The sequence below is a fragment of the Streptomyces sp. NPDC048171 genome (assembly GCF_043202655.1).
GTDB lineage: Bacteria > Actinomycetota > Actinomycetes > Streptomycetales > Streptomycetaceae > Streptomyces.
The window spans coordinates 86508-105626 of the sequence record NZ_JBIDAU010000010.1; the positions used below are offsets into that span (position 1 = coordinate 86508).

The 19119-nt window shown below is 70.7% G+C and carries 14 protein-coding genes; 7 read left to right on the top strand and 7 right to left on the bottom strand.

Features of this window, described 5'->3' with window-relative positions; genetic code table 11:
• Positions 1-57: 57 nt before the first annotated feature.
• Entirely contained in the window at positions 58-3204 is a 3147-nt protein-coding gene (ileS, locus tag ACGF3J_RS27455) for an isoleucine--tRNA ligase (RefSeq protein WP_161327804.1), read from the bottom strand.
• A gap of 595 nt (positions 3205-3799) precedes the next feature.
• Between ileS and ACGF3J_RS27460 the strand changes: the two genes are divergently transcribed.
• The 5 genes from ACGF3J_RS27460 (at position 3800) to ACGF3J_RS27480 (ending at position 8427) form a co-directional block, all read left to right on the top strand.
• A complete protein-coding gene (locus ACGF3J_RS27460) occupies positions 3800-4540 on the top strand; it encodes a TraR/DksA family transcriptional regulator (RefSeq protein WP_161327803.1) in 741 nt (246 codons plus the stop codon).
• 100 nt (positions 4541-4640) lie between these two features.
• Positions 4641-5234, top strand: a complete 594-nt coding sequence (lspA, locus tag ACGF3J_RS27465; RefSeq protein WP_122614926.1) for a signal peptidase II — start codon at positions 4641-4643, stop codon at positions 5232-5234.
• A 77-nt stretch (positions 5235-5311) separates the two neighbouring features.
• The gene (locus tag ACGF3J_RS27470; protein WP_161327802.1) at positions 5312-6256 is read left to right on the top strand and encodes an RluA family pseudouridine synthase; all 945 of its coding nucleotides are present in this window, start codon (positions 5312-5314) and stop codon (positions 6254-6256) included.
• Positions 6253-6750, top strand: coding sequence for a GNAT family N-acetyltransferase (locus tag ACGF3J_RS27475; RefSeq protein ID WP_161327801.1), 498 nt, complete (start codon positions 6253-6255; stop codon positions 6748-6750). Before ACGF3J_RS27470 ends, ACGF3J_RS27475 begins: the two co-directional genes overlap by 4 nt.
• A gap of 90 nt (positions 6751-6840) precedes the next feature.
• Positions 6841-8427 (top strand): Na+/H+ antiporter, encoded by a 1587-nt coding sequence (locus ACGF3J_RS27480; RefSeq protein WP_161327800.1) that lies wholly within the window; start codon positions 6841-6843, stop codon positions 8425-8427.
• Between the two features lie 22 nt (positions 8428-8449).
• Here ACGF3J_RS27480 and ACGF3J_RS27485 read toward each other — a convergent pair whose 3' ends face one another.
• Positions 8450-9574, bottom strand: a complete 1125-nt coding sequence (locus ACGF3J_RS27485; RefSeq protein ID WP_161327799.1) for a mechanosensitive ion channel family protein — start codon at positions 9572-9574, stop codon at positions 8450-8452.
• A gap of 106 nt (positions 9575-9680) precedes the next feature.
• On the opposite strand from ACGF3J_RS27485, the gene ACGF3J_RS27490 reads away from it, so the two are divergent.
• On the top strand, positions 9681-10277 hold the full coding sequence (locus ACGF3J_RS27490; protein ID WP_161327798.1) for a dienelactone hydrolase family protein: 597 nt from the start codon (positions 9681-9683) through the stop codon (positions 10275-10277).
• Here ACGF3J_RS27490 and ACGF3J_RS27495 read toward each other — a convergent pair.
• The 4 genes from ACGF3J_RS27495 to ACGF3J_RS27510 form a co-directional block, all read right to left on the bottom strand.
• Positions 10262-11947, bottom strand: a complete 1686-nt coding sequence (locus ACGF3J_RS27495; RefSeq protein ID WP_393854993.1) for an alkaline phosphatase D family protein — start codon at positions 11945-11947, stop codon at positions 10262-10264. The genes ACGF3J_RS27490 and ACGF3J_RS27495 overlap by 16 nt on opposite strands.
• 114 nt (positions 11948-12061) lie before the next feature.
• Positions 12062-12862, bottom strand: a complete 801-nt coding sequence (locus ACGF3J_RS27500) for a DsbA family protein (protein ID WP_393854994.1) — start codon at positions 12860-12862, stop codon at positions 12062-12064.
• Between the two features lie 87 nt (positions 12863-12949).
• Positions 12950-13657 (bottom strand): hypothetical protein, encoded by a 708-nt coding sequence (locus ACGF3J_RS27505; protein WP_393854995.1) that lies wholly within the window; start codon positions 13655-13657, stop codon positions 12950-12952.
• A 69-nt stretch (positions 13658-13726) separates the two neighbouring features.
• Positions 13727-15067 carry a DUF2252 domain-containing protein gene (locus ACGF3J_RS27510; RefSeq protein ID WP_161329132.1) on the bottom strand — a complete coding sequence of 447 codons (1341 nt, stop codon included), beginning with the start codon at positions 15065-15067 and terminating at the stop codon, positions 13727-13729.
• Between the two features lie 203 nt (positions 15068-15270).
• Between ACGF3J_RS27510 and dnaE the strand changes: the two genes are divergently transcribed.
• A complete protein-coding gene (dnaE, locus tag ACGF3J_RS27515) occupies positions 15271-18810 on the top strand; it encodes a DNA polymerase III subunit alpha (protein WP_161329131.1) in 3540 nt (1179 codons plus the stop codon).
• Between the two features lie 80 nt (positions 18811-18890).
• Here dnaE and ACGF3J_RS27520 read toward each other — a convergent pair whose 3' ends face one another.
• On the bottom strand, positions 18891-19058 hold the full coding sequence (locus tag ACGF3J_RS27520; RefSeq protein ID WP_107420121.1) for a hypothetical protein: 168 nt from the start codon (positions 19056-19058) through the stop codon (positions 18891-18893).
• Positions 19059-19119 lie beyond the last annotated feature (61 nt).

The following is a 19119-nucleotide window of genomic DNA, read 5'->3' on the forward strand; positions in this document are numbered from 1 at the left end:
CGACGACGAGGGCCCGCCTCCCCGGCAGGGGGAGGCGGGCCCTCGTCGTTCTCCTCGCTACTGCTTGCGCAGGCGGAACGTCAGGGACAGGCCCTCGTCCGTGAACGGCGTCCCGTACGTGTCGTCCGCCTCGCCCTGGGCGAAGTCCGTGGCGAGGACCTCGTCGGCGATCAGACCCGAGTGGCCGGTCAGCGCGGCGATCGTCACCGGGTCGGTGGCCGTCCAGCGCAGGGCGATCCGGTCGGCGACGTCGAGGCCGCTGTTCTTGCGAGCCTCCTGGATCAGGCGGATGGCGTCCCGGGCGAGGCCCGCGCGGCGCAGCTCCTCCGTGATCTCCAGGTCGAGCGCCACCGTCGCACCCGCGTCGGAGGCGACCGACCAGCCCTCGCGGGGCGTCTCGGTGATGATCACCTCGTCGGGGGCGAGGGTGACGGTCTCGCCGTCGACCTCGACCGAGGCCGTGCCTTCGCGCAGGGCGAGGGAGAGGGCGGCCGCGTCCGCCGCCGAGACGGCCTTCGCCACGTCCTGGACCCGCTTGCCGAACCGCTTGCCCAGCGCCCGGAAGTTGGCCTTGGCGGTCGTGTCGACCAGGGAGCCGCCGACCTCGCTCAGCGACGCGAGCGACTCGACGTTCAGCTCCTCCGTGATCTGGGTGTGCAGCTCGGGGGAGAGCGTGTCGAAACCCGCGCCCGCGATCAGCGCACGGCTGAGCGGCTGCCGGGTCTTGACGCCCGACTCCGCGCGGGTGGCACGGCCCAGCTCGACCAGGCGGCGGACCAGGACCATCTGCCTCGACAGCTCGGGGTCGATCGCCGAGAGGTCGGCCTCGGGCCAGGAGGACAGGTGGACCGACTCCGGGGCGCCCGGGTCGACGGACACGACCAGGTCCTGCCAGACCCGTTCGGTGATGAACGGGGTCAGCGGCGCCATCAGCCTGGTCACCGTCTCGACGACCTCGTGCAGCGTGCGCAGCGCGGCCTTGTCGCCCTGCCAGAAGCGGCGGCGGGAGCGGCGCACGTACCAGTTGGACAGGTCGTCGACGAACGCGGACAGCAGCTTGCCGGCGCGCTGGGTGTCGTACGCGTCCAGCGCCTGGGTGACCTGGTCGGTCAGCGCGTGCAGCTCGGAGAGCAGCCAGCGGTCCAGGACCGGGCGGTCCGCCGGGGCCGGGTCGGCCTCGCTCGGTGCCCAGCCCGAGGTGCGGGCGTACAGGGCCTGGAAGGCGACCGTGTTCCAGTAGGTGAGGAGCGTCTTGCGGACGACCTCCTGGATCGTGCCGTGGCCGACGCGGCGGGCCGCCCAGGGGGAGCCGCCGGCCGCCATGAACCAGCGGACGGCGTCGGCGCCGTGCTGGTCCATCAGCGGGATCGGTTGGAGGATGTTGCCCAGGTGCTTGGACATCTTGCGGCCGTCCTCGGCGAGGATGTGGCCGAGGCAGACGACGTTCTCGTAGGAGGACTTGTCGAAGACCAGGGTGCCGACCGCCATCAGCGTGTAGAACCAGCCGCGGGTCTGGTCGATGGCCTCGCTGATGAACTGCGCCGGGTAGCGGGACTCGAACAGTTCCTTGTTCTTGTACGGGTAGCCCCACTGCGCGAACGGCATGGAACCCGAGTCGTACCAGGCGTCGATGACCTCGGGCACGCGCGTGGCCGTCTTCCCGCACCCGTCCTGCGGGCACGCGAAGGTCACGTCGTCGATGTGCGGGCGGTGCGGGTCGAGGCCGGACTGGTCGGTGCCGGTCAGCTCCGTCAGCTCGGCGCGCGAGCCCACGCAGGTGAGGTGGTCGTCCTCGCAGCGCCAGACGGGCAGCGGGGTGCCCCAGTAGCGGTTGCGGGAGAGCGCCCAGTCGATGTTGTTGTTCAACCAGTCGCCGTACCGGCCGTGCTTGACGGAGTCCGGGAACCAGTTGGTCCGCTCGTTCTCCTCGAGGAGGCGGTCCTTGATCTCCGTGGTGCGGATGTACCAGGACGGCTGCGCGTAGTACAGCAGCGCGGTGTGGCAGCGCCAGCAGTGCGGGTAGCTGTGCTCGTACGGGATGTGCCGGAAGAGCAGGCCCCGGCTGTCGAGGTCCTCGGTCAGCTTCTCGTCGGCCTTCTTGAAGAAGACGCCGCCGACCAGCGGGACGTCCTCCTCGAAGGTGCCGTCGGGGCGGACCGGGTTGACCACCGGCAGGCCGTAGGCGCGGCAGACCTTGAGGTCGTCCTCACCGAAGGCGGGGGACTGGTGGACGAGACCGGTGCCGTCCTCGGTGGTGACGTAGTCGGCGTTGACGACGTAGTGGGCCGGCTCCGGGAACTCGACCAGCTCGAAGGGGCGCTGGTACGTCCAGCGCTCCATGTCGGCACCGGTGAAGGACTGCCCCGTGGTCTCCCAGCCTTCGCCGAGGGCCTTGGCGACCAGGGGCTCGGCGACGACGACCTTCTCGTCGCCGTTGGTCGCGACGACGTAGGTGACCTCGGGGTGCGCGGCGACCGCCGTGTTGGAGACCAGCGTCCAGGGCGTGGTCGTCCACACCAGGAGCGCGGCCTCACCGGCCAGCGGGCCGGAGGTGAGCGGGAAGCGGACGTAGACGGACGGGTCGACGACCGTCTCGTAGCCCTGCGCCAGCTCGTGGTCGGACAGGCCGGTGCCGCAGCGGGGGCACCAGGGGGCGACGCGGTGGTCCTGGACCAGCAGGCCCTTGTTGAAGATCTCCTTCAGCGACCACCAGACGGACTCGATGTACTCGGGGTCCATCGTGCGGTACGGGTCCTGGAGGTCGGCCCAGTAACCCATGCGGGTCGTGAGCTCCTCGAAGGCGTCGGTGTGGCGGGTCACCGACTCGCGGCACTTGGCGTTGAACTCGGCGATGCCGTACGCCTCGATGTCCTGCTTGCCGGAGAAGCCCAGCTCCTTCTCCACCGCCAGCTCCACCGGGAGGCCGTGGCAGTCCCAGCCGGCCTTGCGGCCCACGTGGTAGCCGCGCATGGTGCGGAACCGGGGGAAGACGTCCTTGAAGACGCGCGCCTCGATGTGGTGGGCGCCGGGCATGCCGTTGGCGGTGGGCGGGCCCTCGTAGAACACCCACTCGGGGCGGCCCTCGGACTGCTCCAGGCTCTTGGCGAAGATCTTCTGCTCGCGCCAGAAGTCGAGCACCGCGTGTTCGAGCGCGGGCAGGTCGACCTGGGCGGGCACCTGGCGGTACTGCGGCTGCGTATTCAACGAGCTTCCTCCGGCGGACGTGCTGCCTTCCGTCGGAGGGACGAGAGCCGTGCTCCCGCGGTACCACCCTCCTTGGCTCCCCGGTGCGTCGTGTGCGCCGGACAGCCCCCTCATTGGGGTCGCGAACCGGTTCTACTCGCCGCGCCTTGTCGATCACGGCTTTCTTCCGGCGGCTCCGGGGTGATCTTCACGTCGCGCTCGCCCCCGGGCTCACACCGTCCCCGGGTCGCTCTGGGCTGCTGACGCCGCTACTCGTCCCCATCCACGCTTTTCGCTCCGCCCAGTGTACGGCGCCGCGCGGACAGCGGCCGACCCGTTTTCGCGGGGGCCGCAGCGGTGGGCACCGCACGGCCCCGGTGGGGCCCGGTGTGACCCGAATGCCGCCGGCGCGCGTGCGGCGTCCGGGCGGCCCGGCCGGACGCCGTCCGGGCGGATTACCGGGCGGGGAGCTGGGCACAACGCATGCATGCTCGCCGCGTGGCGCACGGCGGGCCGGCGAATCGGGCGGCGTGCCCCGTTGCCGCGGGACCCGAGTCGATTTATCGTCCCAGCACGATTCGCGCGCAAGATCACAAAATGTGAAGGGGCCGCGGCCATGGTGGCGAAGAAGACCGCCGAAGACCAGTCGGAGGCGGCTGCGGAGAAGCCCGCCGCCAAGAAGACGACGGCCAAGAAGACAGCCGCCAAGAAGACAGCCGCCAAGAAGACGGCCGCCAAGAAGACCACGGCGGACGGGACGACGGGCGCCGCGAAGAAGGCCGCGGCCAAGAAGAGCACCGCCAAGAAGAGCACGGCGAAGAAGAGCACGGCCAAGAAGGTGGGCGCGGCGCGGGCCGCGGAGCAGACGGGAGCCACGACGGTGGTTGCGAAGAAGACTCCTGGCACGGCGACGGCGGCCAAGACCGCCGTTCCCAAGGCCCGCGGCGCCGCTGCGGACCCCGGTGACCTCGCGGTACGCCCCGGTGAGGAGCCCTGGACCCCGGAAGAGGTCGAGGAGGCGCGCGGTGGGCTCCAGTCGGAGGCCGACCGGCTGCGCACCGAGATCGACTCCGCGGAGCGGTCGCTCCAGGGCATGATGCGGGACTCCGGCGACGGCGCGGGCGACGACGAGGCCGACACCGGCAGCAAGAACATCACGCGCGAGCACGAGCTGGCGCTGGCCGCCACCGCGCGGGAGGTGCTCACTCAGACCGAGCACGCCTTGGAGCGCCTGGACGCGGGCACCTACGGCCTGTGCGAGAACTGCGGCAACCCCATCGGCAAGGCGCGCATGCAGGCCTTCCCGAGGGCGACCCTCTGCGTCGAGTGCAAGCAGAAGCAGGAGCGCCGGTACTGATCGGCCGCCATCGCGCGCAGGTATGGGTCCTGAGCACGTACGGGACGGAAAGTGTGCCGTACCCTCGTCCTCAGTCAGGTACCTAGGCTGAGGGACTCACGTGGCAGAGGCGGAGCGCATCATCGGTACTCCGGACACCCCGGACGCGGCGGGGGACGGGCAGGAACGGCCCGACGCCGATCAGGGGGGCGCTCCGGAGCGCCCGCGGGGAAGGCGGCGGATCGCCGTGCTGTTCGCGGTCGCCGCGTTCGCGTACCTGCTCGACCTGGTCAGCAAGATGATCGTGGTCGCCAAGCTGGAGCACAACGAACCGATCGAGATCATCGGGGACTGGCTGAGGTTCGCGGCCATCCGCAACGCGGGCGCGGCCTTCGGCTTCGGCGAGGCCTTCACGGTGATCTTCACGGTCATCGCGGCCGCCGTGATCGTCGTGATCGCCCGCCTCGCGCGCAAGCTCTACAGCCTGCCGTGGGCGGTCGCGCTCGGTCTGCTGCTCGGCGGTGCCCTGGGCAACCTCACCGACCGGATCTTCCGCTCGCCCGGCGTCTTCAAGGGTGCGGTCGTGGACTTCATCGCGCCCAAGCACTTCGCGGTCTTCAACCTCGCCGACTCGGCGATCGTCTGCGGCGGCATCCTGATCGTGATCCTCTCCTTCCGGGGGCTGGACCCGGACGGGACCGTCCACAAGGACTGAGCGTCCACAGGCGGTGACCGTCCACAGGTGGTGAGCGCGCGTTCGGGAGTGTCCGGCCCGTCCGGCATACTCGACGGGTGAGCACGATTCCCGAGATCCGCACCCTGCCCGTGCCCGACGGCCTGGAGGGCGAGCGCGTCGACGCCGCCATCTCCCGCATGTTCGGCTTCTCCCGTACCAAGGCCGCGGAACTCGCCGCGGCGGGCAAGGTGCAGGTCGACGGATCAGTGGTCGGCAAGTCCGAGCGGGTGCACGGCGGCGCCTGGCTCGAGGTCGAGATGCCGCAGGCGCCCGCGCCCGTGCAGATCGTCGCCGAGCCCGTCGAGGGCATGGAGATCGTCCACGACGACGAGGACGTGGTCGTGATCGTCAAGCCCGTCGGCGTCGCGGCCCACCCGTCCCCGGGCTGGAGCGGGCCGACCGTCATCGGCGGACTGGCCGCCGCCGGGTACCGCATCTCCACCTCCGGTGCCGCCGAGCGCCAGGGCATCGTGCACCGCCTCGACGTCGGCACCTCCGGCCTGATGGCGGTGGCCAAGTCGGAGCGCGCGTACACGTCGCTCAAGCGCCAGTTCAAGGAGCGCACGGTCGACAAGCGCTACCACACGCTCGTGCAGGGCCACCCCGACCCGACCAGCGGCACCATCGACGCCCCCATCGGCCGCCACCCGCAGCACGACTACAAGTGGGCCGTCACCGCCGAGGGCAAGCCCTCCGTCACGCACTACGACCTCATCGAGGCCTTCCGCGCCGCGTCCCTGCTCGACGTGAAGCTGGAGACCGGCCGCACCCACCAGATCCGCGTCCACATGGCCGCCCACCGCCACCCCTGCGTCGGCGACCTGACGTACGGCGCCGACCCCACGCTCGGCAAGCGGCTGCGCCTGACCCGCCAGTGGCTGCACGCGGTCCGGCTCGGCTTCGAGCACCCCGGCACCGGCGACTGGGTGGAGTACGCCAGCGACTACCCCGAGGACCTCCAGCTGGCCCTCGACCTGGTCCGCGAGGAGACCTACGGATGAGCGCCCCGGACCCCGCCCCGGACCCCGCCCCGGCCTACGTGGTGCGCGTCGCCGAGGACCCGGCCGACCGGGAGGCCTGCTTCGCGGTGCGCAAGGACGTCTTCGTCGCCGAGCAGAAGGTCCCCGAGGACATCGAGTACGACGCGTACGACGCGGACGCCGTGCACGTCCTCGCGGTCCGGGAGGGCGGCGAGGCCCTGGGCACCGGCCGGCTTCTGCACGGTGCGGCGGCGGCCGCGAAGAACGGGGACGGCGATCCGGCCGTCGGCTCGCTCGGCCGGCTCGCGGTGACCGCGGCGGCCCGCGGTCTCGGCGTCGGCGCGGCCCTGGTGCGGGCTGTGGAGGACGCGGCACGCGCGCGTGGCCTCACCGCGGTGGACCTGCACGCGCAGACCCACGCCCTGGGTTTCTACGAGCGGCTGGGGTACGTGGCGTACGGACCCGAGTTCCCCGACGCCGGGATCCCCCACCGCGCGATGCGGCGCGCCCTGTAACCAGCGGCGCGGAACAGGCTGGTGGGGCGGGTGGCGTGGCAGGCTTGAGGTCCGCCGTGCGCATACCGAGACCCCACCGGAGCGGTGACCGTGGATCAGTTGGCCCTGTTGTTCCTGCTGTTGCTCGGGGCCTTGCTGAGCGTCCCCCTCGGTGCCCGGCTCGGGCTGCCGGCGCCGGTCCTGATGACGGTCCTCGGGATCGTCCTCGCCCTGCTCGACTTCGTGCCCAACGTCGACATCCCGCCCGAACTCATCCTGCCCGCACTCCTGCCGCCGCTGCTGTACGCGGCCGTGCGGCGCACCTCGTGGCGGCAGTTCGCGGCCAACAAGCGCCCGATCTTCCTGCTGGCGGTCGCGCTGGTCTTCGTCACCATGGCGTGCGTGGCCACCGTCGCCCACGCGATCGTCCCGGGGCTGCCGATCGCCGCCGCCTTCGCGCTGGGCGCCCTGGTGGCACCGCCCGACCCGGTCGCGGCGACCGCCGTCGCCGGCCAGCTGGGGCTGCCGCGCCGCCTGGTGTCCATCCTGGAGGGCGAGGGGCTGTTCAACGACGTCACGGCGATCGTCCTCTACCACGTGGCCATCGCCGCGGCCGTCAGCGGCACCTTCTCCGCCTGGGAGGCGGGGCTCGACCTGGTGCTGTCCGCCGTCGTGGCCGTCGCCGTGGGACTCGCGCTGGGCTGGGGCTCCAACAGGCTGATGAGCCTCCTGGAGGACCCGACGCTGCAGATCGGCCTGACCCTGCTGGTGCCGTTCGTGAGCTACGTGGCCGCCGACGAACTGCACGGCTCGGGGGTGCTCGCCGTGCTCACCACCGCGATGTTCCTCGCCGAGTACGCCTCGGACGCGGACGACGTGATGACCAGGCTCGCCGGGCACACCGTGTGGGACGTCGTCGACACCCTGGTCACCGGCGTGGCCTTCGGGCTGATCGGCCTCGAACTGCACAACGCGATCCGCACCGCCTCCGGCCGCTGGACCGAGCTGCTGGGCTGGGCGGCGGCGGTCAGCGCCGTCGTCATCCTGGTTCGGCTGCTGTGGCTGCTGCCCGCCACCTGGCTGACCCAGCGGCTGCACGCCAGACGCGACCAGGACGAGGACATCCCGACGAGCTGGCGGGAGACCGTCGTCATGTGGTGGGCCGGGATGCGCGGCGTGGCCTCGGTCGCGCTGGCCCTCGCGATCCCGCTGGAGACGGAGGACAGAGCGGCCTTCCCCAACCGCGAGGAGATCATCTTCATCGCCTTCGGGGTGATCATGGTCACCCTGCTGCTCCAGGGGCTGACCCTGCCCTGGCTGGTGGCCCGCCTCGGCGTACGGGCGGACACCGAGCGGGAGCAGGCCTACGAGAAGGAGCTGGGCCTGCGGGCGGCCAAGGCGGCCAAGCAGCGGCTCAAGGAGATCGAGGCGGTGGAGGAACTGCCGGACGAGCTGGCCGAGCAGATGCTGCGCCGCGCCTACGACATCGGGGTGCGGATCAGCCCCGACCTCGGCGACGAGGAGCGCCGGGAGGCGCAGGAGCAGCGGGCGCGGCGGATCAAGCGGGTGCGGCGCATCCAGGGCGAGATGCTCAGCGCCGCCCGGCACGAGATCCTCGCGGCGCGCAGCGAACCCGGCTCCGACCCGGAGATCGTGGACCGGGTGCTGCGCCACCTGGACGTGCGCAGCCTGCGCTGAGCCCCGTCCGGCCGCTCGGCGCTCACAGGCTCTTCGTGGGGTGCTCCGGGAAGCGGCGCATGCCCCCGTCGGAGGAGCGGCGGGGCCGGTGGACGCCGTCGCGGGACGGCCGCGGGGCCGCGTCCGCCGTGTTGACCCGCGGCAGGGCGTAGGGGTGCTCCTCGGCCAGCCAGCGGATCATTCCCTCACGGACCGTGACCCGCACCGTCCAGATGTCGTCCGCGTCCTTCGCCGTCACCAGCGCCCGCACCTGCATGGTGTTCTGGGTCGTCTCCGTGACCGTCAGGTTGTAGTCCCGTCCGTCCCAGGCCGGGCACTCGCGCAGCAGGTCGCGCAGCCGCTCGCGCATCCGGTCCAGGGGCGCCGTGTGGTCGAGGTGCCAGAAGACCGTGCCGGTCATCTGCGGGGTGCCGCGCGACCAGTTCTCGAACGGCTTGGAGGTGAAGTACGACACCGGCATGGTGATCCGGCGCTCGTCCCAGGTGCGCACCGTCAGGTACGTCAGCGTGATCTCCTCGACGGTGCCCCACTCGCCGTCCACCACGACCGTGTCGCCCATGCGCACCATGTCGCCGAAGGCGATCTGGAACCCGGCGAACATGTTGCTGAGCGTCGACTGCGCGGCTATACCGGCCACGATGCCGAGCAGCCCGGCCGAGGCCAGCAGCGAGGCGCCCGCGGCACGCATCGCCGGGAAGGTCAGGAGCATCGAGGCCACGGCGACCACGCCGACGACGGCCGTCACCACCCGCATGATCAGCGACACCTGGGTGCGGACCCGGCGGACCCGGGCGGGGTTCCGCTGGGAGTGGGCGTGCGCGTAGCGGGAGTACGACGTCTCGACGACGGCGGCGGCGATCCGGATCACCAGCCAGGCCACCGAGCCGATCAGCAGCAGCGTCAGCAGCCGGCCGACCGCCGACCGGTGGTCGGGGAACACCTGGGCCTCGACGTACGACCCTCTCAGCAGGGCGGCGCAGAGCATCACCTGGTACGGGATGCGGGCACGGCGCAGCAGACCCCACAGCGGCGTCTCGGGGTGCCGTCCGTCGGCCTTGCGCAGCAACAGGTCGGTGGCCCAGCCGATGACCAGGGTCAGCAGGACGGAGCCGCCGACCACGATCAGCGGGCGGAGTATCGTCTCCATGCCCTCGAACGTAACCGCCCGCGGCGCCTCGTGAACCTGTGACTTACGTCCCGCCCGGGGAATCTCCGCGCATCGCGCTGTCGCACCCGGCTGGCACCATGGCCTCATGAACATCGTGCTCTTTCACTCGACCCTGGGCCCGAGGCCCGCGGTGCGGCAGGCCGCCGACCGGCTGCGCGACGCCGGGCACCAGGTCTGGACCCCGGATCTCTACGAGGGCCGGACCTTCGACACGGTCGAGGAGGGCATGGCCCACCAGGACGGGATCGGCCGGGAGGAGCTGCTCAAGCGGGCCGTGCTGGCCGCCGCCCCCTACTCCGAGCGGGGACTTGTCTACGCCGGGTTCTCGCTCGGCGCGTCCATCGCCCAGACCCTCGCTCTCGGCGACCACCGGGCGCGGGGGCTGCTCCTGCTGCACGGCACCTCGGACATCGCGGCCAACGCCGAGGTCGACGACCTGCCGGTCCAGCTGCACGTGGCCGAGCCGGACGCCTTCGAGACGGACGACTGGCTCAGCGCCTGGTATCTCCAGATGGGCCGGATCGGCGCCGACGTGGAGGTCCACCGGTACCCGGGGGCGGGCCACCTCTACACCGACCCCGAGCTGCCGGACTACGACGAGGAGGCGGCCGAGGCCACCTGGCGGGTGGCGCTCGGCTTCCTCGACTCGCTCGGGGAGGAGACGGCTCAGGCGGGCGAGTAGACGCGCTCCACCCGCTGGGTGCCGCTGCGGGTGCGGTAGGAGCGGACCCACCGGGACGTGGCGTCCGGGTCGGTGCGGTCGGAGACGGCGTAGTAGTCCATCTGCGTGCGCTCCGCCGTGATGTCCAGCACGCCGTAGCCGTGCCGGTCGGTGTCGACCCAGTGGACGTGCCGGTTCGCGGCCCGGATGACCGGTGCCGCGATCGCCGAGACGGTGCCCTCGGGGACCTTCACGATGTCGTCGAGGTTGTCGGAGGTCACCGAGGTGACGACGAACTCCGTGGCGGCGGAGGCGGACAGCGGGTACGTGCCGGCGTTGTACGGCACGTCGTTGGCCCACGCCATGTGGATGTCGCCGGTGAGGAACACGGTGTTGCGGACGGCGTTCGCGCGCAGGTGGGCCAGCAGTTCCCGGCGGTCGTCGGTGTAGCCGTCCCACTGGTCGGTGTTGAGGGCGAGGCCCTCCCTGGGCAGGCCGAGCAGCTCGGCCAGCGGCTTGAGCAGCTCCGCGGAGAGCGACCCGATCGCGAACGGCGACATCATCACCGGGTTGCCGACCAGCCGCCAGGCGGTGTCCGAGGCGGCGAGGCCGGACTTGAGCCAGTCCAGCTGGGCGCGGCCGGTCACGGTGCGGTCCGGGTCGTCGACCTCGCCCTCGCCGATGCCCACCTGCTGCGAGCGGTAGGTGCGCAGGTCCAGCAGCGACAGGTCGGCCAGCTTGCCGAAGCGCAGCCGCCGGTAGGTGGTGCCGGCGATCGCCGGGCGCACCGGCATCCACTCGAAGTAGGCCTGCTTGGCGGCGGTCTGACGCGCCGCCCAGGCACCCTCGACGCCCTCGGTGTGGTTCTCGGCGCCGCCCGACCAGGTGTCGTTGGCGATCTCGTGGTCGTCCCAGATGGCCACGACCGGCGCCGTGGCGTGCAGCGCCTGGAGGTCGGGGTCGGTCTTGTAACGGCCGTGCCGTACGCGGTAGTCGGCGAGGGTGAGGATCTCGTGCGCCGGGGCGTGCGGCCGTACGACGGTGTCCCGGGTGCCGTACTCGCCGGTGCCGTACTCGTAGATGTAGTCGCCCAGGTGCAGCCAGGCGTCCAGATCGCCGCGGGCCGCGAGATGGCGGTACGACGAGAAGTACCCGGCCTCCCAGTTGGCGCAGGAGACCACGCCGAACCGCAGCCCGGAGACGGCCGCGTCGGCCGCCGGCGCGGTGCGGGTGCGGGCGACGGGGGAGTCGGTGGGACCCGCGGAGAAGCGGAACCAGTAGTCCGTGGCGGGGGCGAGACCGCGGACGTCCGCCTTCACGGTGTGGTCGGAGCCCGCGGTCGCGGTGACGGAGCCCTTGGCGACGATGTTCGTGAGCGCCTTGTCGGTGGCGACGACCCAGCTCACCGCGGTGTCGGGACCGGCTCCTGAGCCCGGTATGGCCTCGGGCACCGGCGTCACGCGGGTCCAGAGCAGGACGCCGTCGGGCAGCGGGTCCCCGGAGGCGACGCCGTGCAGGAAGGCGGGGGCGGCGCCGGCGGCGCCCGCGGGCAGGGCGGCGGCGAGCGGGGCGGCCAGGACGGCGCCGGCCGCCGCGGCCTTGACGACCGTACGGCGGCTCGGAGTTCGGGCGCCCGCGGGCTCGGCGGGCGACGGGACGGGTTTCTCGGACGATCTGTGTCGACTGGTCACGGACGATCAGGTTACTGATCGGTATGCGCGCGAGCGGGCGAACTCGTAAAAGTTCGCCCGCTCGTTCGTCGTGCGTCGGTGCGGCGTCACCCCGGCGCGGGGGTCACGCGGGGGTCACTTGGTGACCTTGGCGTCCTTGAGCGCCTTGTCCCACTCGGCGACCGAGCTGGGGTTCTCGATCACCTTGTCGTTGATCTTGATGGTCGGGGTCGACTGGACGCCCTCGGCGGTGTCGAAGGACTTGCTCATCCGCATCGCCCAGGCGTCGTAGGTGCCCTTCTCCACGGCGTCCTGGAACTTCTTGTTGCCCTTCAGGGCGTCGACCGAGTTCGCCACCTTGACCAGGTAGTCGTCCTTGGCGAACTCGTCGCTGGACTCCTCCGGGTGGTACTCGGAGGAGAACAGGGCGGTCTTGTACTCGAGGAACGCCTCGGGGCTCACGTTCAGCGCGGCTCCGAGCGCGCTGAGCGCGTTCTTGGAGCCCTCGCCGCTCAGGTTGCCGTCGAGGAAGGTGCCGATGGTGAAGGAGAGCTTGTAGTCGCCGTCCTTCATGCCCTTGTTGACGTTCTCGCCGATGTTCTGCTCGAAGGAGGCGCAGGCCGGGCAGCGCGGGTCCTCGTAGAGGTGCACGGTGTTGTCGGTCTTGGACTCGCCGATGGTGACCGTGGTGCCGTCCTTGCCCGAGGTGTTGGCCGGGGCCACCACCTTGGCGTCGGCGGCCGCCTCCCACTTCGAGGGCTGGTTGCCCTGGACGACGGCGTAGCTGATGCCGCCGGCTATCGCCAGCACGCCGACGATGGCGGCGGCCACGATGCCCTGCCGCTTGACCTTGTCGCGCTTGGCCTGACGCTCGCGCTCCACGCGCAGGCGCTCACGGGCCGCCGTCTTCGCCGCCTGGCTGTTCCGCTTGCTCATGATGGTGATCTCTCCGGGGACGCGCACACAGGGGTGTGCGGAAACTCGTACGGGGGGCTGCGGTGCTCGGTGACGTCCGGTGACGGGTCACACGAGGGCGGCCGCGCACGGCGGTCCGCGACGTCCCAGGGAGTGCGTGAGGATCCGCTCGCGGGCGCCGGTGGTGCGGCCGGCCGGGACGACCGGGCGGCGCACCGCCGGGGCGCGGCGGACGCCCACGGCCGCGACCGCGAGCAGCAGTGGCCGGAAGGTGGTCGCGGCCACCGCGCCGAGCAGCTGGGCCAGCGCCCTCTCGCCCCGCCGCAGCCAGGCCGCGGCGAGCAGTCCGACCCCGACGTGCGCGCCGAGCAGCAGCCAGGCGGTGCCGGGATCGGCGTCGGCGAGCAGCGCCGCCACCCGGTCGGTCTCGGCGCCGGTCACCCGGGTGAGCGGCGCGGTCACGCCCGCGTGGAGACCGGTCCCGTCGCCGCACAGCACGTCGAAGCCGACGGAGCGCAGCGGGCCCGCGACGGGGCCGCCCGCCCGGCCGTAGCAGACGTGCTGGCCGGTGGTGAAGACGGTGTCGGCGGCCAGCTCCAGCGGGATCAGCAGGGCGGCGATCCGCCCGAAGCCGCGCTCGCGCCGCCCGGCCAGGGCGTACGCGATCAGGAACACGGCGGCGGCGACGGCGGCCACCGTGGGCAGCGGCAGCGGAACCCCGGACAGCAGCACGTGCGACGCGGTGCTGAGGGTCACGGCGAGTGCCGTGAACAGCGCCGCGCGTACGGCTCTGAGCGGGGTTCCGGATATGTCCATAGCAGTAGAAGAGTGTGTCACGGGGTCCGGTAAGGGATCCCTAAAGGGTTCCTGTGAGAGTGCCGACGGTTACAGACCCGGAATGCGGCCGTTGCGGAAGAGGTCGACGAAGGTCTGGTGGTCGGCACGCGCGCGTGCGCCGTACCGGTGTGCGAAGTCGGTCAGCAGGGGGGCGAAGTTCTCCTCGTCGGCCGCGATCGCCGCGTCGATGGCCCGCTCGGTGGAGAACGGCACCAGCGACTCGCCGGACTGGTCGTCGGCCGCCGCGTGCATCGTGGCCGTGGCCCGGCCCAGGTCGGCGACGACCTCGGCGATCTCCTCCGGGTCGTCGATGTCGCCCCAGTCCAGGTCGACGGCGTACGGCGAGACCTCGGCGACCAGCTGGCCGGAGCCGTCCAGCTCGGTCCAGCCCAGCCACGGGTCGGCGTGCGCCTGCAGGGCGCGCTGGGAGATCACCGTGCGGTGGCCCTCGTGCTGGAAGTAGTCCCGGATCGCCGGGTCGGTGATGTGCCGCGAGACCGCCGGGGTCTGGGCCTGCTTGATGTAGATCACGACGTCGTTCTCCAGGGCGTCGCTGTTGCCCTCGAGGAGGATGTTGTACGAGGGCAGGCCGGCCGAGCCGATGCCGATGCCCCGGCGGCCCACGACGTCCTTGACGCGGTAGGAGTCGGGGCGGGCCAGGGAGGACTCCGGGAGCGTCTCCAGGTAGCCGTCGAAGGCCGCGAGCACCTTGTAGCGGGTGGCGGCGTCCAGCTCGACGGCGCCACCGCCGGGGGCGAAGCGGCGCTCGAAGTCGCGGATCTCGGTCATCGAGTCCAGCAGGCCGAAGCGGGTCAGGGAGCGGGCCACCCGCAGCGCGCCCAGCAGCGGCCCCTCCGCGGTGTCCAGCGTGAAGGGCGGCACCTCGTCGCTCTTGGCGCCGGTGGCCAGGGCGTGGATCCGCTCGCGGTACGCGCCCGCGTACACCCGCACCAGCTCGGTGATCTGCTCGTCGCTGAACGCCTTCGCGTACCCGATCAGCGCGATGGAGGCGGCGAAGCGCTTGAGGTCCCAGGTGAAGGGGCCGACGTAGGCCTCGTCGAAGTCGTTGACGTTGAAGATCAGCCGGCCGGTGGAGTCCATGTACGTGCCGAAGTTCTCGGCGTGCAGGTCGCCGTGGATCCAGACCCGGGAGGTCCGCTCGTCCAGGTAGGGGGTCCCGTCCTGCGCACCGAACTCCTGGTCCGCGGTCAGATCGTGGTAGAAGAGGCAGGCCGTGCCCCGGTAGAACGCGAAGGCCGAGGCCGCCATCTTCCGGAACTTCACGCGGAACGCCGCCGGGTCCGCGGCCAGCAGCTGGCCGAAGGCGGTGTCGAAGACGGCGAGGATCTCCTCGCCGCGGTGCTCCTCGTTGAGCTGCGGGACCGACATGCCTGGTGCCTCCTGGTGCGGGGTGGTGCCTGACGGGTGGAGCTGATCTCCCCTCGGCCCAACGTCCGAAGGGGTGCGGGAGTGCCCGCCCACGAAGGTACGCGTGGGGGGCCTCGGAGTGTCAGTCCCGAGGCATAGACTTCGACGCTGACCCCCCGGACTGACCGCAGCCCGTCGCCAACAGTTCTCTCAGGAGGCCGCACGTGTCCAAGCCGCCGTTCACGCACCTGCACGTCCACACCCAGTACTCGCTGCTGGACGGTGCCGCGCGGCTCAAGGACATGTTCGACGCCTGCAACGAGATGGGCATGTCGCACATCGCCATGTCCGACCACGGCAACCTGCACGGGGCGTACGACTTCTTCCACTCCGCGAAGAAGGCCGGGGTCACCCCGATCATCGGCATCGAGGCGTACGTCGCCCCCGAGTCGCGGCGGAACAAGCGCAAGATCCAGTGGGGCCAGCCGCACCAGAAGCGGGACGACGTCTCCGGTTCCGGTGGCTACACCCACAAGACGATGTGGGCGACCAACCGGACGGGACTGCACAACCTCTTCAAGCTCTCCTCGGACGCCTACGCCGAGGGCTGGCTGCAGAAGTGGCCCCGGATGGACAAGGAGACCATCTCCCAGTGGTCCGAGGGCATCGTCGCCTCCACCGGCTGCCCCTCCGGCGAGGTCCAGACCCGGCTGCGCCTCGGCCACTTCGACGAGGCGCTGAAGGCGGCCGCCGACTACCAGGACATCTTCGGCAAGGACCGCTACTTCCTGGAGCTGATGGACCACGGCATCGAGATCGAGCACCGGGTCCGTGACGGCCTGCTGGAGATCGGCCGGAAGCTCGGCATCCCGCCCCTGGTCACCAACGACTCGCACTACACCTACGCGCACGAGGCGACCGCCCACGACGCGCTGCTGTGCATCCAGACCGGCAAGAACCTCTCCGACCCGGACCGCTTCCGCTTCGACGGCACCGGCTATTACCTGAAGTCGACGGACGAGATGTACGCCATCGACTCCTCCGACGCCTGGCAGGAGGGCTGCGCCAACACGCGCCTGATCGCCGAGATGATCGACACCACCGGCATGTTCGAGAAGCGCGACCTCATGCCGAAGTTCGACATCCCCGACGGCTTCACCGAGGTCACCTGGTTCCAGGAGGAGGTCCGCCGCGGCATGGAGCGCCGCTTCTCGGGCCAGGTCCCCGAGGACCGCCAGAAGCAGGCCGAGTACGAGATGGACGTCATCATCCAGATGGGGTTCCCGGGCTACTTCCTCGTGGTCGCCGACTTCATCATGTGGGCCAAGAACCAGGGCATCGCGGTCGGCCCCGGCCGAGGCTCCGCGGCCGGTTCGATCGTGGCCTACGCGATGGGCATCACCGACCTCGACCCCATCCCGCACGGCCTGATCTTCGAGCGGTTCCTCAACCCCGAGCGCGTCTCCATGCCCGACGTCGACATCGACTTCGACGAGCGCAGGCGCGTCGAGGTGATCAGGTACGTGACGGAGAAGTACGGCGCCGACAAGGTCGCCATGATCGGCACGTACGGCAAGATCAAGGCGAAGAACGCCATCAAGGACTCCGCGCGCGTGCTGGGCTACCCGTACGCCATGGGCGACCGCCTCACCAAGGCGATGCCCGCCGACGTCCTCGGCAAGGGCATCGACCTCAACGGCATCACCGACTCGACCCACCCCCGCTACAGCGAGGCCGGCGAGATCCGCTCGATGTACGAGAACGAGCCGGACGTGAAGAAGGTCATCGACACCGCCAAGGGCGTCGAGGGCCTGGTCCGGCAGATGGGCGTGCACGCGGCCGGCGTGATCATGTCCAGCGAGCCCATCGTCGACCACGCCCCCATCTGGGTGCGGCACACGGACGGCGTGACCATCACGCAGTGGGACTACCCGCAGTGCGAGTCGCTCGGCCTGCTGAAGATGGACTTCCTGGGCCTGCGCAACCTCACGATCATGGACGACGCCGTCAAGATGGTGAAGTCCAACAAGGGCGTCGACCTCGACCTGCTGTCCCTGCCGCTGGACGACCCGACCACCTTCGACCTGCTCCAGCGCGGCGACACGCTCGGCGTCTTCCAGTTCGACGGCGGTCCGATGCGCTCGCTGCTGCGGCTGATGAAGCCCGACAACTTCGAGGACATCTCCGCCGTCTCCGCGCTCTACCGTCCCGGCCCGATGGGCATGGACTCGCACACCAACTACGCGCTGCGCAAGAACAACCTCCAGGAGATCACGCCGATCCACAAGGAGCTGGAGGAGCCCCTCCAGGAGGTCCTCGCGGTCACCTACGGCCTGATCGTGTACCAGGAGCAGGTGCAGAAGGCCGCCCAGATCATCGCCGGCTACTCACTCGGCGAGGCCGACATCCTGCGCCGCGTGATGGGCAAGAAGAAGCCCGACGAACTGGCGAAGAACTTCGTCCTCTTCCAGGAGGGCGCCCGCAAGAAGGGCTACAGCGACGAGGCCATCCAGGCCCTGTGGGACGTCCTGGTCCCCTTCGCCGGCTACGCGTTCAACAAGGCGCACTCCGCCGCGTACGGCCTGGTCTCGTACTGGACGGCGTACCTCAAGGCCAACTACCCGGCCGAGTACATGGCGGCCCTGCTCACCTCGGTCAAGGACGACAAGGACAAGTCGGCCGTCTATCTCAACGAGTGCCGGCGCATGGGCATCAAGGTCCTGCCGCCCAACGTCAACGAGTCCATGTCGAACTTCGCCGCCCAGGGCGACGACGTGATCCTCTTCGGCCTCTCCGCCGTGCGCAACGTCGGCACCAACGTCGTCGAGTCGATCATCAGGTGCCGCAAGGCGAAGGGGAAGTACGCCTCCTTCCCCGACTACCTGGACAAGGTCGAGGCGGTCGTCTGCAACAAGCGGACCACCGAGTCGCTGATCAAGGCCGGTGCCTTCGACGAGATGGGGCACACCCGCAAGGGCCTCACCGCGCAGTACGAGCCGATGATCGACAACGTGGTCGCGGTCAAGCGCAAGGAGGCCGAGGGGCAGTTCGACCTCTTCGGCGGCATGGGCGACGAGCAGAACGACGAGCCGGGGTTCGGACTCGACGTCGTCTTCGGCGAGGACGAGTGGGACAAGACCTATCTGCTCGCCCAGGAGCGGGAGATGCTCGGTCTCTACGTCTCCGACCACCCGCTCTTCGGCCTGGAGCACGTGCTGTCCGACAAGGCCGACGCGGGCATCTCCCAGCTCACCGGCGGTGACTTCGGGGACGGCGCGGTCGTCACCATCGGCGGCATCATCTCCGGCCTCCAGCGCAAGATGACCAAGCAGGGCAACGCCTGGGCCATCGCCACCGTCGAGGACCTGGCCGGCTCCCTGGAGTGCATGTTCTTCCCGGCGACCTACCAGCTGGTGTCGACCCAACTCGTCGAGGACGCCGTGGTCTTCGTCAAGGGCAGGCTGGACAAGCGGGAGGACGTGCCGCGGCTGGTCGCGATGGAGCTCCAGGTCCCCGACCTGTCCAACGCGGGCACCAACGCGCCCGTGGTCCTCACCATCCCGGCCACCCGCATCACGCCGCCGATGGTCAGCCGTCTCGGCGAGATCCTCACCCACCACCGGGGCGACAGCGAGGTGCGGATCAAGCTCCAGGGCCCGACGAAGACGACGGTGCTCCGGCTGGACCGGCACCGGGTCAAGCCCGATCCGGCGCTCTTCGGCGACCTGAAGGTGCTGCTCGGGCCGTCCTGCCTGGCGGGCTGACGGAGCGCTGCCCGAAAAGCGGGCGAGGGGCGCTCCCGGTTGCCGGGCGCGCCCCATGCCAGTTACGGCTGTGGTGTTGCTCAGTTGTGGCCGAAGCGCTTGCCGCGCTTGCGGGAGGCGGCGTCGCCGGGGGTCGTCAGCTGCGGGGAGTGCTGCTCCTCGCGCTCCAGCACGTTCGACTCGGCGGCCTGCGGGGCGCGCTCGGCGTGGGGCTGCTTACGGTCACGGTTGTTCTTGTTCTTGGCCATGGTGATCTACCTCCTGAGGGGGATCTAGGGGCCAACGACGCAACCAGATTCACATAGGCCG